This window comes from methane-oxidizing endosymbiont of Gigantopelta aegis, from assembly GCF_016097405.1.
Taxonomy (GTDB): Bacteria; Pseudomonadota; Gammaproteobacteria; order Methylococcales; family Methylomonadaceae; genus Methylomarinum.
The window spans coordinates 58,492-72,658 of the sequence record NZ_JAEHGD010000003.1; the positions used below are offsets into that span (position 1 = coordinate 58,492).

At 45.6% G+C, this 14,167-nt stretch carries 15 protein-coding genes and 1 tRNA gene; 13 read left to right on the plus strand and 3 right to left on the minus strand.

Going from position 1 to position 14,167, the window contains the following annotated elements; all coding sequences use genetic code 11:
* Genes JEU20_RS14155 through JEU20_RS14175 form a run of 5 tightly spaced genes read left to right on the plus strand, consistent with a single transcriptional unit; the run spans window position 1 to window position 3,582 of the window.
* Complete coding sequence (locus JEU20_RS14155) at window positions 1–696, plus strand: potassium channel family protein (protein ID WP_198246794.1); 696 nt, start codon at window positions 1–3, stop codon at window positions 694–696.
* Window positions 680–1,204 carry a disulfide bond formation protein B gene (locus JEU20_RS14160; RefSeq protein WP_198246795.1) on the plus strand — a complete coding sequence of 175 codons (525 nt, stop codon included), beginning with the start codon at window positions 680–682 and terminating at the stop codon, window positions 1,202–1,204. The genes JEU20_RS14155 and JEU20_RS14160 overlap by 17 nt, the downstream gene beginning before the upstream one ends.
* Window positions 1,197–2,018 (plus strand): class I SAM-dependent methyltransferase, encoded by an 822-nt coding sequence (locus JEU20_RS14165; protein ID WP_198246796.1) that lies wholly within the window; start codon window positions 1,197–1,199, stop codon window positions 2,016–2,018. The genes JEU20_RS14160 and JEU20_RS14165 overlap by 8 nt, the downstream gene beginning before the upstream one ends.
* Window positions 2,015–2,962, plus strand: a complete 948-nt coding sequence (locus tag JEU20_RS14170) for a Tim44 domain-containing protein (protein ID WP_245395283.1) — start codon at window positions 2,015–2,017, stop codon at window positions 2,960–2,962. Before JEU20_RS14165 ends, JEU20_RS14170 begins: the two co-directional genes overlap by 4 nt.
* 5 nt (window positions 2,963–2,967) lie before the next feature.
* The gene (locus JEU20_RS14175) at window positions 2,968–3,582 is read left to right on the plus strand and encodes a class I SAM-dependent methyltransferase (protein WP_198246857.1); all 615 of its coding nucleotides are present in this window, start codon (window positions 2,968–2,970) and stop codon (window positions 3,580–3,582) included.
* A gap of 1 nt (window position 3,583) precedes the next feature.
* Here the strand turns inward: JEU20_RS14175 and JEU20_RS14180 are convergent, their stop codons facing one another.
* Window positions 3,584–4,726, minus strand: a complete 1,143-nt coding sequence (locus tag JEU20_RS14180) for an HD-GYP domain-containing protein (protein ID WP_198246797.1) — start codon at window positions 4,724–4,726, stop codon at window positions 3,584–3,586.
* A 172-nt stretch (window positions 4,727–4,898) separates the two neighbouring features.
* Here JEU20_RS14180 and ribA point away from each other — a divergent pair, with 172 nt between their 5' ends.
* The gene (gene ribA / locus JEU20_RS14185) at window positions 4,899–5,516 is read left to right on the plus strand and encodes a GTP cyclohydrolase II (RefSeq protein ID WP_198246798.1); all 618 of its coding nucleotides are present in this window, start codon (window positions 4,899–4,901) and stop codon (window positions 5,514–5,516) included.
* Window positions 5,516–7,891, plus strand: coding sequence for a Lon protease family protein (locus JEU20_RS14190; RefSeq protein ID WP_198246799.1), 2,376 nt, complete (start codon window positions 5,516–5,518; stop codon window positions 7,889–7,891). The genes ribA and JEU20_RS14190 overlap by 1 nt, the downstream gene beginning before the upstream one ends.
* A 17-nt stretch (window positions 7,892–7,908) precedes the next feature.
* On the opposite strand, the gene JEU20_RS14195 is transcribed toward JEU20_RS14190, so the two are convergent.
* A tRNA-Val gene (locus tag JEU20_RS14195) sits at window positions 7,909–7,984 on the minus strand.
* Between the two features lie 71 nt (window positions 7,985–8,055).
* Between JEU20_RS14195 and JEU20_RS14200 the strand changes: the two genes are divergently transcribed.
* On the plus strand, window positions 8,056–8,253 hold the full coding sequence (locus tag JEU20_RS14200) for a (2Fe-2S)-binding protein (RefSeq protein ID WP_198246800.1): 198 nt from the start codon (window positions 8,056–8,058) through the stop codon (window positions 8,251–8,253).
* A 46-nt stretch (window positions 8,254–8,299) separates the two neighbouring features.
* Here JEU20_RS14200 and yihA read toward each other — a convergent pair whose 3' ends face one another.
* Window positions 8,300–8,905, minus strand: coding sequence for a ribosome biogenesis GTP-binding protein YihA/YsxC (gene yihA, locus JEU20_RS14205; RefSeq protein WP_198246801.1), 606 nt, complete (start codon window positions 8,903–8,905; stop codon window positions 8,300–8,302).
* Window positions 8,906–9,014: 109 nt separating this feature from the next.
* On the opposite strand from yihA, the gene JEU20_RS14210 reads away from it, so the two are divergent.
* From JEU20_RS14210 to JEU20_RS14230, 5 genes are all read left to right on the plus strand, one after another.
* A complete protein-coding gene (locus tag JEU20_RS14210; RefSeq protein WP_198246802.1) occupies window positions 9,015–9,713 on the plus strand; it encodes a c-type cytochrome in 699 nt (232 codons plus the stop codon).
* A 10-nt stretch (window positions 9,714–9,723) separates the two neighbouring features.
* Entirely contained in the window at window positions 9,724–10,344 is a 621-nt protein-coding gene (locus tag JEU20_RS14215) for a thiol:disulfide interchange protein DsbA/DsbL (RefSeq protein WP_198246803.1), read from the plus strand.
* A gap of 195 nt (window positions 10,345–10,539) precedes the next feature.
* Window positions 10,540–12,069, plus strand: a complete 1,530-nt coding sequence (locus tag JEU20_RS14220) for a GGDEF domain-containing protein (protein ID WP_198246804.1) — start codon at window positions 10,540–10,542, stop codon at window positions 12,067–12,069.
* Between the two features lie 8 nt (window positions 12,070–12,077).
* Window positions 12,078–13,358: a GGDEF domain-containing protein gene (locus tag JEU20_RS14225; protein WP_198246805.1), complete on the plus strand. Its 1,281-nt coding sequence runs from the start codon at window positions 12,078–12,080 to the stop codon at window positions 13,356–13,358.
* Window positions 13,359–13,429: 71 nt separating this feature from the next.
* Window positions 13,430–14,167 carry a DUF5765 domain-containing protein gene (locus tag JEU20_RS14230; protein ID WP_198246806.1) on the plus strand — a complete coding sequence of 246 codons (738 nt, stop codon included), beginning with the start codon at window positions 13,430–13,432 and terminating at the stop codon, window positions 14,165–14,167.

Sequence of the window (14,167 nt, forward strand, 5' to 3'; positions counted from 1 at the left end):
ATGATTCGTTATGCTGTTTTCGGATTTAATCGTATGTCTGTGGAAGCCATTAACCGGCTCGACTGTAACTGTGTGATTGTCGTGGATCAGGCACCTGAACGCTTGAAACAGGCTGAAGAAAAAGGATTGACGACGGCACCTATCGATTTTCGTAGTGATGAAGATTTGAAATCCATCGGTATTGGCAAGGATATTAAAACCCTGTTTTGCTTTTTTCCCGAAGACTCCGATAATGTCTTTTTGACCCTGTCGGCACGCGCTATAGATCCGGAACTTCACATTGTTTCGATTGTCGATGACCCGGATGCCGAAGACAAGTTACTGGCCGCAGGCGCGAATAAAGTCATCAATCCGTATCAAATTTGTGGACGTAAAATTTATGAGTGGATTAAAAAGCCGGATATTACCAATATTATTGATCATACCGTTTTTGGTCGCCAAGATTTGCACATTGCCGAGGTAGAAATCCCTGTAGGGTCGCCACTGGAAGGCGCGCTCAGCAGCGAATTGCAGCTAAGTACACGCTATAATCTGGTTTTGATTGGTGTTGTCGATAAAGAAATCAATGAAGAACTACATTTTGCCATCGGTGAGCGGGATTATCGACTGGACGCCGGCGATATTTTAGTGATTCTCGGCCCTGCGCGTGAAATCAGACTCTTTAGAAAGGATGTGAGCAATGTTGGAAAAAATTAAATTAACCCCGCGAATCTGGTTTGCACTAGGGGCTGTGGCGTGTTTCAGTATGTTGGGTATTGGCGCTTATTTTCAGTTTGTTGAATACTTAGAACCTTGTCCGTTGTGTATTTCGCAGCGCATCATGATTTTATTCACCGGGCTTGTGTTCCTGATTGCCGCCATTCATAACCCGGCTGCATGCGGGCGTAAGATATATGCAATTATCGGCACAATTACAGCATTGATGGGTGCCGGAATCTCTGCGCGCCATGTTTGGCTACAGCATTTACCACCTGATGAGGTGCCGGAATGTGGGCCTGGCTTGTCTTATGTGTTTGCAAACTTTCCACTCACGGAAACATTGAAACTGATGCTGAATGGCACGGGTGAATGTGCGGATGTGCTATGGACGTTTTTAGGCTTAAGTATTCCCGGCTGGACCTTGGTTGCTTTTTTGCTGTTAGCGATGTTAAGTCTGTTACAGTTCTGGAATCAGCCTGCTGAAGAAGGTATAGGTAATGAATAAACTGGTTTTAACGATATTTTTAATGACTTCTTTGTGGTCTGTGGCGGCAGCGGAAAAGGACAGACTGGATCAGATTCTGCAATCGCCACACCGTTCCGAAGCGCACAAGGCGCGTGATCAATATCGACATCCAAAGCAAACCCTGGAATTTTTTGATGTCAAGCCGTATATGACCGTGGTGGAAATATGGCCGGGGGCTGGGTGGTACACAGAAATTCTGGCGCCGTATCTGCAAGCTGAAGGAATCTTATATGCCGCGCATTTTTCAGAAGACTCCAGCGTGCCCTACTTCAAAAAAAGCCTGGCCAAATTTAAACAAAAACTGGCCTCTGAACCCAAAATATACGGCCAGGTGAAAGTGACCGTTTTAAATCCGCCGGAACAGCTTGCCATTGCACCAGAAGGCAGTGTTGATCGAGTTTTAACATTTCGTAATGTCCACAACTGGATGAAGGCGGGTACCGCGAAGCAAGTTTTTGCCGCCATGTTTAAAGCCTTACGTCCGGGCGGATTGCTGGGCGTTGTCGAACATCGTGCCAATCCGGAAACAGCCGTTGATCCACAGGCTAAATCAGGCTATGTACATGAACAAACCGTCATTGCATTCGCTAAACAAGCGGGTTTTGAGTTATTGGATAAATCCGAAATTAACCGCAACCCCAAAGACAGTGCGCAGCATCCTAAAGGTGTCTGGACCTTGCCACCCTCATTGCGGCTTGGGGATCAGGACAAAGAAAAATATCAGAAAATCGGTGAAAGTGACCGGATGACGCTGAAATTTATTAAACCTTTTAACAAGCAAAGAGCATTATGAAAAAACATACTTTTTTACTCAGTTTTATGATTGCCGTCAGTTTGACGCTGGCAGGTATTCCCGATGTCGAAGCGAAACGCTTTGGCGGTGCGCGCTCGTTTGGCAGTAAGCGCAGTTATAGCTCGCCATTTCGACGTTCGGCGCTGCCCTCAAAAAGCACACGTTCTGCCAGCCAGCAACAGGCTGCTCAGAAAAATCAGGCAGCCCGACAAAATATGTCACGACGGGGTGGTATGTGGGGTATGTTAGGCGCATTGGCGATTGGCGGCTTGTTAGGCTCCATGTTATTCGGTGGCGCGTTCGAAGGGTTAAATCTGATGGATATGTTGATATTCGCTGGCATTGCCTTTTTGTTGTATCGTCTGTTTGTCGCGCGCAAACCCAAACCGGCTTATCAGCGAAATACCCTGGATGATAACATGGGTGATTTTTCGAATTCATCGGCTTCTCATCATGATGCGCCGCAGGCTGGGCGTACTGCTTCGCCATTCAATACCGATGTGTTGTTTGGGAATAAACAGACGCATGGCGCCGCTTTTGATGATGCTGATTTTGAACGCAGCGTAGTGCCTGAGGGCTTCGATGAGCAGGATTTTCTGACCGGGGCAAAAAACGCGTTTTACCAATTACAAAAGGCTTGGGACAATCGCGATCTGGCGGACATTCGTGCCTTGACTACCGATAAAGTATTTTCAGAAATTCAATCGCAATTACAGGCGACAACGGAACAGAATCAAACTGAAGTGCTGCATTTGGATGCTGAATTGCTGGATGTGCGCGAATTGGATGATGAATTGGAAGCGGCGGTGATGTTTGATGCCGTTATCCGCGAAAACCCGGATGAGCAGGCGAATCAGATTCGTGAGGTGTGGCATTTTGTAAAACCTAAGCGGGCGATTCAGCCTAAATGGTACTTAGATGGTATTCAGCAACTGGAAGACTGATTGCGATGGTCAGCGAAGATAAAACCCGGCAGCGTTATGATCGTTTAGCGCCCTATTTCGATGCACTCGAAGGTGTGTTGGAAGGGGCGTTTTTTAAAAAATGGCGACAAACGCTGTGGCAGCAGGCTAAAGGGCCGGATATTCTGGAAGTTGGCGTCGGTACCGGTAAAAACTTCCCGTTTTATCCGCCGGATGCGCGGATTACAGCGATTGATTTCAGTGAAAAAATGCTGCAACGCGCCATCGAGAAAAAGCAGCGTTATGGCGTTAAGGTTGATTTATATTTACAGGATGTTGAGTCATTACCGTATGCCGATAACAGTTTCGATACCGTGGTCGCCACTTTTGTTTTTTGTTCTGTGCCGCATCCTAAAAAAGGCTTGATGGAATTATATCGTGTGTGCAAACCGGGCGGACAGGTATTGTTATTGGAGCATGTGCTCAGTTCCAATAAGGTGATGGCGATGATGATGAATGCGCTGAACCCATTAGTTCGGGCAGTTTTTGGCGCCAATATTAATCGTGAAACGGTAAAAAGCGTACAATCTTGTCCGTTTCAGAAGGTCACGTTAGATCCTGTTAGCAGCGATATGGTGAAATTGATTCGGGCGGTTAAATAGTTTATTTCAATCCCCAAATCTGATGTAGATTCAGCGTTAAGTTATCGGGCCTAGGGATGACTCGACAAATTGCATAGGGGGTTTCCGGTTTGGCTTGTTTGCGTTGTGCTGAGGTGTAATGCTCGCCATGCGCGGAAAGAATGGGCAGAATGATGGGTTGATTGGCCTGGCTGTGACCGCGGTGGATGACGATGGCGGTATCACCATTTTTCAGGGTGACAAAAGCGCCTGGCGGATAAATGCCGATTTCCTGAATCAGCAGCTCAGCCAAGGTTTTATCCACGCTGGAGCCGCGTTGTAAAAAGATTTCCCGTAATGCCCTTTTGACAAAAAAACCATCGCGATATTTGCGCGGCAAGACCATCGCGCTATAAATATCGGCCAATGAAAGTACCCGCGCATAAAGACTGATTTCAGCCTGTGTCAAACCTTTGGGATAGCCTGAGCCGTCGGGTTTCTCATGGTGATTTTGCACGCTGTCCAGCCAGTCTTTGTCTTGAATGCCATGTTGCTCTAAAATTTTTCGACTCAGGGCCGGATGTTCCTGGATGCGTTGTTTTTGCGCTTCGGTCAAGACTGTCTTCTGCCGGGTGAGAGATTCCTGTAATTCCATCATGCCTAAGTTTTGCGTCAAGGCGGCGGCAATCACCGTCTGGCGGCTACTTTCCGGTACATTCTTTTGTCGTAGCAGTAATTCGGTCAGCAGGGCGCATAAAATCGGGTGAACCTGCGTATAAAGGCTTTTTTGATCCAGAATAATCGCGCCCAGTACCGCGTCTCGGTTTTCTGTGCATAATTTCTGGATAACCTTGCATATTTTCAGAATACGAAAACGATAGTCGGGGTCTTTTTTTCCGGCAAGCATCGATAATAAAAGACGATGGGAATTTTGGCGGATGGTGTCAAGCACATGAAACGGTGTGGCTAAGGAAGTGCGTTCCGTGCTATTGATTTGACGGGCTTCCTGCAAGGTGGCTTCGCGAAACACGCCGCGTGTCAGTAGGATGTATTTTTGGTGTTCACAGCCTATTTTTTCGCCTTGATTTAACAGCAATTCGTCATCCGGCCCATAAACGGACCAGGGTAAGGGCTGATTGATTAACAGTTCTTGCGCGTCTAGTGGAATTTTAGGGATGTCTGACATAAGCCGGAATTAAAAAAACGAAAAACCTGTAACAGTAGTAAAATAGGCACATATAACACGACAATCAAGCTGTTGCTTGTCGGCGTCAACTTTATAAAATCAGGAATAGTCGGTGATGCACGATTGCTTGAATCAGCTTGAAACCAATTTCCTAAGGTTTGCATAGATTATAGTGAAAGCACGTATTCAAAACTTGGTACAAACTCGCATTCCCACACAATATGGGGAATTTATTCTGCACTATTACAGTAATACGCTTGATGATAAAGAGCATATTGCTTTTGTCAAAGGCGATGTGTGTGGAAAATCCAATGTACTGGTGCGCATTCATTCCGAGTGTTTTACCGGTGATGTGCTGGGCTCATTGCGTTGTGATTGTGGTGAACAGCTGGATATGGCGCTGGAAATGATTGAAAAAGCAGGCTCGGGGGTTTTGATTTATATGCGTCAGGAAGGCCGAGGCATTGGTCTGCTCAACAAACTGAAAGCCTATAATTTGCAGGATCAAGGCATGGATACCGTCGATGCCAATATTCATTTAGGACACGAAGCCGACGAACGGCAATATGATATTGCCGCATTGATTCTGGACGATTTAGGGGTCGAATCGGTTAACTTAATGACCAATAATCCGCATAAGATTGATGCGTTAAAACAACTGGGTGTCGATGTTGCGCAACGTATTCCGATCCAGCCCAGTATTCACAATGATAATCGGCATTATTTAAAAACAAAAGTTAACAAAATGCGGCATATGTTATCGATGAAAAAACAGGATCGGCAGGATTGATGGAAAAATTACCGGTTTCAGCACTTAAGCTGAATATAGAACTGACTGCATTGGGCAGCGAGGCCGTATCTGGCCGTAATTCGACGATTCTGGGGCAGGACCGGGCTAAATCAGCCTTAGTTTTTGGCGTTGCCATGCAAACCCCCGGGTATAACATCTATGTGATGGGCGAGCCTGGCACCGGACGGTTGTCGATGATCACCGACCATCTCAGCCAGCATGCGCACCAGCAGGATGCGCCGGCCGCTTATGCTTATGTTGATAATTTTGAAAATCCGCGAGAGCCGATTGCAATCCGGCTTGCGCCAGGGCAAGGCAATGCCTTCAACAAGGATATCGAAAAACTCATCGACAACCTGCTGGCGACCTTCCCCGCTGCGTTTGAAAGCCCGACCTATCAGCAGAAAAAGACTGCGATCGAGCGCAATTTTAACCAGCGCTACAATAAAGCCATAGAGCTGGTCGATAAAAAAGCCCGCAGTATGAATATCGCATTGTTCCGGGATAATGAGGCCATCACCTTCCTGCCCATACGCGATAATAAAGCGCTGGATGAGGATGAATTCATGCTGTTGTCGGAGGACGAGCGGGAAACATTTCTTCAGCATGTCGAAGAATTGGAAGAATATTTAAGTGACGTCCTGTTGGAATTGCCGCAGTGGCGCCGCAATCTGGTCGATGAATTACGCCAGCTCGATAGCCAGACCATTGAGCAGGCTATCGCGCCGCTGTTTGATGAATTGAATAAAAAATATCAGGACACGGAAGATGTCATCGTTTATCTGGCCGAACTGAAGAAAAATCTGACCAGCTCCATCAGTGACTTTTTAATGCCCGGCAGAACCCAGGATGCACTAGAGCTTAAAACCAAACGCGCCTTGCTGACCGAGCAGTTTTTGCCGAATATTCTGGTCGATCACAAAGTCGATGCCGGCGCACCGATTATTTACGAATCGCATCCGATTTATTCGAATCTGTTTGGCCGTATCGAATATATCAGCGACCAGGGCACGCTGGTCACCAATTATCGGCGTATTTGTGCCGGTTCTTTGCACCGGGCCAATGGTGGCTATTTAATTCTGGATGCCGAAAAAGTTTTGACTTATCCCTTTGTCTGGGAAGGTCTGAAGCGGGCATTGAAGGCTGGGCGTATTGAAATTGAATCGCCTTTTACCGAGCTGGGTGTCAATACCATTACCTTAAAGCCTGAAGTCATTCCGCTGGATGTCAAGGTGATTCTGGTTGGGCCGCGTGATATTTATTATCTGTTGGAAGAAATGGATAGTGAATTTAACGAGATGTTCCGAATCCTGTCAGATTTTGATGATCATATCGAACGTAATGACAAAAATATCCAGCAATTTGCCCAATTGATGATACAGCAGGCCAAAGACATCGGCGCTAAGCCCTTAACCCGCGATGCGATTTTACGCCTGATTGAGCACAGTTGCCGCTTGGCCGAAAATCAAAACTATTTGTCGGCCCGTATCAATGATTCGCTGGAAATTATCAGTGAAGCCAATTTCATCAGTCAGCAGGAAACTCAACAAATTGGCCAAGCAGAAATTGATGCCGCCTTGAAGGGGCGCGACGTGCGCAATGGCCGGATATCCGAAGAAATTCTCAATGAAATTCTCGATGGTACTATTCTGATTGATAGCGAAGGTGAAAAAATCGGCAAAATAAATGGCTTGACGGTATTGGAAATCGGCGGCAGCCGGTTTGGTGCGCCGGCAAGAATTACCGCAACCGTTTATCCAGGCTCACGCGGTATCGTCGATATTGAACGGGAGGCTGAGTTAGGTCAGTCGATTCATACTAAAGGTATCATGATTTTAACCGGCTATTTGGGCAACAGCTATGCACAGCAGTTTCCGTTGGCGATTTCAGCCAGTATTGCTATCGAGCAATCTTATGGCCATATCGATGGCGACAGTGCATCGCTGGCCGAACTCTGTTGTTTGATTTCGGCATTGACCCGCACGCCGATTAAGCAAGGGTTTGCGGTAACCGGCTCAATTAACCAATATGGTGAGGTACAGGCTGTCGGCGGTATTAACGAAAAGATAGAAGGGTTTTTCAATCTCTGTCAGGCGCGCGGCTTAACCGGCGAGCAAGCGGTGATTATTCCGGCTTCCAATAAACGCAATCTAATGTTAAAACAAACGGTTATCGATGCCGTAGCGGACAAGCGTTTTGCGATTTATACCGTGGAGACTGTCAATCAGGCTTTAGAATTGTTGACTGGCATGGATGCAGGTGAATTGAATGACAATGGGGAATATCCAGACAATTCAATCAACCAGAAGGCCGTACAGCGTTTGAAGGAAATTTCCGAAATGGCGGAAAAAGAACACGCCCACGAAGAAGGCTAGAATTAGCCGGATTTTTCTGGTGGGTGCTGAGGGGATCGAACCCCCGACCCTCGCCTTGTAAGGGCGATGCTCTCCCAGCTGAGCTAAGCACCCACTTAGAAAAAACAGGCATTATACAGATTTTAGACTGAAATAAAAGACCTAAGATAATAAATTTAACAAATATGACCGAAAAAACAGCCGATAGCCTTGTTTGTGATTGCGCCGGAGTTCGTCGGCACAAAATTTTACAGCTTATCGCCCAGGGCGTAACGACATTGGAGCGCATTGAAGATATAACCGGCGCAAATACCGGCTGTGGCTCCTGCGATGCTGAAATTCAGGCGATACTGGATGAGCAGATAGAAAAGTCACGTCAATAACGCTACCTGATTGAAGCGAAGAGCCTTGCGAGCTGGCATCGGTATCTTAACTTTGAGAAAAACCAAACCATTGATCTAAGATGGAATGAACGTCATCGATGCCGGTTTTTTTCAAGGCAGAAAACAGTTGCAGCGTAATTTCTATGGAGGCTTCGCCTAAATCGCGCTGCACTTTCAGTAAGGTATTTTTTGCGGCGCCATATTTCAGTTTATCGGCTTTAGTCAGCAAAATATGCAAGGGTAGTTGTGCATGTTCACACCAGTGAATCATCTGCCAGTCGAATTCGGTCAATGGGTGGCGGACATCCATAACGAGAACGATGCCAACTAGCGCCTTGCGTTCAGTTAAATAGGTGGTCATCATCGATTGCCATTTTTGTTTAACGGCAATCGGTACCTTAGCGTAGCCATAGCCTGGCAAATCAACCAATTTACGCTGCTCATCGAGTTGAAAAAAATTAAGCAATTGCGTGCGGCCAGGGGTTTTACTGATTCGAGCCAATGAATTTTGTCCGGTAAGCGTGTTGATGGCACTGGATTTACCGGCATTGGAACGGCCAGCAAAGGCGACTTCCCGGCCGGTATCTTCCGGTGCGTTGCTCAAAGCCGAAGCGCTGCAACTGAATTGAGCCTGATGATACAGTGGATTCATGCTTATCTCGCGTCCTAAAAGCAAATAGAGTAGAATCGGGTCATTATAGCGTCTGGCGACCTGAAAAGGCGTCTTTTACTTACCACATTCCTGATATAAGGGGAAACTGATGATAAAAAAAATACTGACAGTTTCAATTTCATTGTTACTGACTGCAACATCGACACTCGCAGCGGCCGAGGGTAATGTCAGCTTAGGGAAAACACAGGCCGAGTCTTGTGCTGGCTGTCATGGTGCCGATGGCAACAGCCCGTCGGGCATGTTTCCGAAATTGGCTGAGCAACATGCCTCATATCTGATCAAACAACTCAATGATTTTAAACAAGGTCGACGGAATGCGCCAATGATGGCACCTTTGGCGATGGGCTTGAGCGATGAGCAGATACAGAATATCGCCGCCTTTTATGAAAGCAATAAAGTAAAGCCTAATACGAGTCTGCCCGTCATGGATTTTGACGATGACGACGAAGATGAAATGGATGAGGCGGCGAAAAAAGCGGCAGCCGAAAAAAAACAAGCCGAACTCGATGAATTACTGGCCATGGGTGGCGATTTATATCGAAATGGTGACTTAGAGCGCGAAGTTTCCGCTTGTATCGCCTGTCACGGGCCTTATGGCGAAGGCAATAAACCCGCAGCATTTCCGGCTCTGCGCGCTCAGCATGCCGATTATTTGATTAAAACACTGACCGACTTCAAACAGGGTAAACGACAAAACAACTCTGAAAATATGATGCGTATGATTGCCGATGGCATGACCGAGGAACAGATCAAGGCGGTGTCATACTATATTTCCATGATGAAATAAGGAGTCTGTAATGTTTAAAAAGGCTGTTTTTGTATTTTTAATGGCGTTGGGCACTATGGGTTTGAGTCAGGCTGAATCTATGCCCTATGAGCTGTTGTCCCCGGCGCAACCGACGCAAAATCCCGATAAAATTGAAGTCATTGAGTTTTTCTGGTACGGCTGTCCGCATTGCTACAGCTTTGAGCCTATGTTAGCAGAATGGCTGAAAAACAAACCCGACAATGTCGAATTTATTCGCCAACCGGCTGTTTTCAGCAAATTATGGGAATTGCATGCGAAAGCGTATTACACGGCCGAAGCCTTAGGCGTGCTGGATAAAGTGCATGCCGACTTTTTTGATGCCATTCAAAACAAACGACAAAAATTGGTGGACAAAGATGAATTGGCTGAATTTTTTGCCCAACATGGGGTAGACAAAGCCGCTTTTGAGGCTGCGTATGACTCCTTTTTAGTGGATGCCAAACTGCGGCAGGCGCGTGCGATGGCGCCGCGTTACGGGGTTTCCGGCGTTCCTGCCATCATTGTGAATGGTAAATATAAAATTACCGCACGTTTGGCGGGGTCGCAAGAAAATATGATCAAGGTTATCAATGATCTGATTGAACGTGAATCCAAACCCGCAGCGGAGTAGCCTGGCACAAGGGGCATGGATGTAATGCGGAAAAGCCGATATGTCTTTAACGTATTGATTATTAATAGTGATTGTAAGACTGTTTGTTAATAAAAATCAATGGGTTATATGAATTTATGGGTGCGGAATTCCGATTCATATGCGTTTGCCTTGCCCCATCCTTAGTACAGACACGGCATTCTAAACTTTTCGTCTATGAGCTTATTTAATTCAAAAAAAACGGAAGACAAGTGGGAAAAGAAATATTTTTCCCTCATTGACGAGCACGAAAGGCTGGAAAAAGATCAGCAGAAAAAAGAACAACTCTTGTGCAAAATTATTACCCGGCTGGCGTTAGTTGCCACCGGCGTCAGTCCACAATTAGACCCTTACCTTACGCAAATCCGTAAACAGCTCAAAAAAGGCCTGATCAATGATACTCTGAAACAGCAGCTTGAGCAGTTTTCCAATACCTTGTTAAAGCTGGATGAAACATCGGACAAGCAGGATCCTAAGTTTTTGATTCAGTTTCTTCAGCGCCAGTTTCCAAGGCGTAAAACAGAATTTGAACGGGTCTATAAATTATGGCAACAGGGTAAATATACCACCCAGCATGATATGTTATTGGCCTTGCATGAACTGGTTGATGAAGAGCAGGCTGTGGTATCCGATATCCCTCAGCAACAGCTCGATGTCGATCTGATTTGTCGGCAACTGTTGAAATTATTGGAAAATACCGAAATACCCGAACCATTCAGTCAACGTGCCGAAACCTTAAAAATACAGTTGCAGGATGGTGAGCCGTTACCGTTTTTATTGGAAGAAACCTTGACGTTACTATCAGATATTAAAAAATATCTGCTGCGGGAACGGCAAGACATGGCGCGTTTCCTCAGCCAAATAAGCAGCCAACTCAATGCACTGGGAAATCAAACCCAAGGTATATCCGACGCCTTCGTGCAAGGCAATAAAAAACGGAATCTGCTGGATCAATCGTTTGCTCAACAAATGCAGGATTTACAAGAAAATTCGGCCAATGCAACTGAACTCGACAGTTTGAAAAAACTGGTCAGCAGCAGTCTGGAGAACATTACGCAGCAGTTGCAGCAGCATCAACAGCAGGAAAAAGCAGCACAACAGCAAACCCAACAAAAGATTGACCAGCTCAGTTCTGAAATCAAGCGGCTTGAAAATGAATCTTCCATGCTGGAAACGCAATTGCAACAAGCACGGCATCTGGCTTTTAAAGATCCGCTGACGCAATTGCCCAATCGGTTGGCGTATGATGAGCGGCTGGAGGCTGAATTAGCACGTTTTCGCAGAACCGGCACACCGTTGTCGATGGCGATCTGGGATATTGATTTTTTTAAGAAAATCAATGATAGCTTTGGTCACAAAGCGGGCGATAAGACCTTACAGATTATTGGTCGCTTGTTGCAGCAACATTGTCGGAAAATGGATTTTATTGCCCGATTTGGCGGCGAGGAATTTGTCATGTTATTACCGGATACCGATAGTCAGGCCGCCTTGGTTATTGCCGAGAAATTGCGTAAGACAATTGAGAAGACCGGGTTTAATTCAGGCGGACATAAAATTAGGATTACCGTATCCTGCGGCATCAGCCAATTTAACCCGGATGATACGGCGGAAGCGGTTTTTAAACGAGCCGATGCCGCCCTTTACAAGGCTAAAAACAATGGCCGGAATCAATGTGTTATCGAGCCGGTACCGGCACAAATGACTTAAATAGGGCTATGTCTACTATCAATAAAAAGTTTCTCTATAAACTCATCGTTCAATTTATGCGTTTCGTGTCAGGCCAGAATAAAGTACTCGATGAGTATATCCTGCCCATCACAAAAAAATTAAAGCAGGGCATTAAAATTGAGGACTTGCAGCAGGATATGCAGGCACTGTCTAAAGCTCTCGATCATAGCCTGCGGATGAGGCAGAGTTCGATGCAGGAAGGCGGCGCCACATCAAACTTATTTATTCAGCAGCTTTGTGTTTTGCTGGATACGATTGAAATTCCAGATAAATTCGTGGCAAAAAGCTTAACCATCAGGAATCAACTGATCCAGAATCAAAATGGGGAAGCGGATAATAACCTGGTGCAATCAGCCGTTACCTTGATTCTGGAAATCAATCAGTATTTTTTATCGGAGCAAAAAGATACAGAAAAATTTCTGGATAATATTTCCAGCCAATTAAGTTTGCTCGACAGCATGACGCAAAAAGCGACCGCTTCGAGCCAGGCAAGTTATGACAGTCACGCCCAACTGAATATGCTCATTTCGACGCAAATCGAGAACATTAAAAACAGTACCATCCGTGCCGATGATTTAAATGCCTTGCAGGAAAATATTACACTTCATCTGCAAGACTTGACTACAAATTTACAGCGACATCAGAATCATGCCGATTCAAAATTATTGGATACACAGCGGCAGCTCGCTGAAATGTCGAAAAAAATAAAAGACTTGGAAGCTGAATCGAAAATACTGCGAGAGACATTAAAGCAGGCGCATAATAAGGCATTTCTCGATCCTTTGACTGAATTACCGAATCGGCTGGCCTATAACGAAAAAATTGAAGCGGAGTTTAAGACGTCTAAACGCTATCAAACGCCGATGAGTTTGCTGGTCTGGGATATTGATTATTTCAAGTCAATCAATGATACTTACGGCCATAAAGCAGGGGACAAGGTTTTATGTATCATCGCGCAGCTCATCAAAAACAATTGCCGGGAAACCGATTTTGTCGCGCGTTATGGGGGCGAAGAATTTGTGATGATTTTACCGAATATCAATGCCCAACAAGCCTGGGTAGTGGCTGAAAAGATTCGCAAAATTATTGCCGATAAACGCTTTTCTTATAATGATCAAATGCTACAAGTCACTATATCCGGCGGGCTTACCGACTATCAAAAAGGCGATAGACACCCTGATGATTTGTTCGAGCGTGCAGATAAAGCGCTGTATCAAGCAAAAGAAGGGGGGCGCAATCGCTGTGTGATTTATGGCGAGACCGCTTAAAGGCAGCTGTATAAAACCTTTATTTTTTAATGGTAATATGATTTCATAAGTGATTTTTAAGAGGGAAAATTATGTGTTTTAGCGCCAATATGTCTTTAGGCTTAGGGGTTGTCGGCCTGGTTGCGGCAACAGTGACTTATCGCGACAAGAGTGAGCCGTTTTGGGTGAGGTTGGCGCGAGCCTATGCCATTTTTCATTTTTCCTTGATGGAATTTATCCAGTATTTCGCCTATCCTGTTGCCGATCAATGTGGATTCGGGACTAATTTATTCTTAAGCGAGCTTTCGACTTATCATATCAGCTTGCAAGCCTTTGCCATCATGCCTGCACTAGCAACTTATTCGTCCGATAGAAATGCACTGAAAAAAGCCACTTTGTTAGGGGTTACCTTGAGTGGCTCCTTTCTGATTTTCAGCTTTTTACCGCGTGAATGGCAGTTATTCGGCATTCAACCGAATTTTATCGGCGACATGGTGTCCTGCTTGTTTATGGGGAAATATCATATCGGTTACCATATTGGCAGTGCTTTTGGTTTGCTAGTCACGCATGGCTCATTATTTGCATTGGCGTTAAGTGGCTTTTTATGGAAAGACTGTTGGAAAATTGCCAGCTATCATTTTGCGATGGCTATTTTGACCCTGTTTGTCCCTCAATGGTTTTTTGGCGTCAGCACCGGTGAAGCGGCGGCAATTTATTGTTTTTATTCGATTCCGATTACCGCCAGCTTTATGCCACAATTCAAGAAATTCTTCACCGTACATTCACTCGTTCGGCAACAACCTGAAGAACTGGCCTACGAGCGAGAGTAA

Coding starts and splice junctions, on each gene's coding strand:
- JEU20_RS14220 (WP_198246804.1), top strand. CDS start 10,540: ATGAGCTTATTTAATTCAAAAAAAACGGAAGACAAGTGGGAAAAGAAA.
- JEU20_RS14210 (WP_198246802.1), top strand. CDS start 9,015: ATGATAAAAAAAATACTGACAGTTTCAATTTCATTGTTACTGACTGCA.
- JEU20_RS14230 (WP_198246806.1), top strand. CDS start 13,430: ATGTGTTTTAGCGCCAATATGTCTTTAGGCTTAGGGGTTGTCGGCCTG.
- yihA (WP_198246801.1), bottom strand. CDS start 8,905: ATGAATCCACTGTATCATCAGGCTCAATTCAGTTGCAGCGCTTCGGCT.
- JEU20_RS14170 (WP_245395283.1), top strand. CDS start 2,015: ATGAAAAAACATACTTTTTTACTCAGTTTTATGATTGCCGTCAGTTTG.
- JEU20_RS14175 (WP_198246857.1), top strand. CDS start 2,968: ATGGTCAGCGAAGATAAAACCCGGCAGCGTTATGATCGTTTAGCGCCC.
- JEU20_RS14215 (WP_198246803.1), top strand. CDS start 9,724: ATGTTTAAAAAGGCTGTTTTTGTATTTTTAATGGCGTTGGGCACTATG.
- JEU20_RS14165 (WP_198246796.1), top strand. CDS start 1,197: ATGAATAAACTGGTTTTAACGATATTTTTAATGACTTCTTTGTGGTCT.
- JEU20_RS14155 (WP_198246794.1), top strand. CDS start 1: ATGATTCGTTATGCTGTTTTCGGATTTAATCGTATGTCTGTGGAAGCC.
- JEU20_RS14190 (WP_198246799.1), top strand. CDS start 5,516: ATGGAAAAATTACCGGTTTCAGCACTTAAGCTGAATATAGAACTGACT.
- JEU20_RS14180 (WP_198246797.1), bottom strand. CDS start 4,726: ATGTCAGACATCCCTAAAATTCCACTAGACGCGCAAGAACTGTTAATC.
- JEU20_RS14200 (WP_198246800.1), top strand. CDS start 8,056: ATGACCGAAAAAACAGCCGATAGCCTTGTTTGTGATTGCGCCGGAGTT.
- JEU20_RS14225 (WP_198246805.1), top strand. CDS start 12,078: ATGTCTACTATCAATAAAAAGTTTCTCTATAAACTCATCGTTCAATTT.
- JEU20_RS14160 (WP_198246795.1), top strand. CDS start 680: ATGTTGGAAAAAATTAAATTAACCCCGCGAATCTGGTTTGCACTAGGG.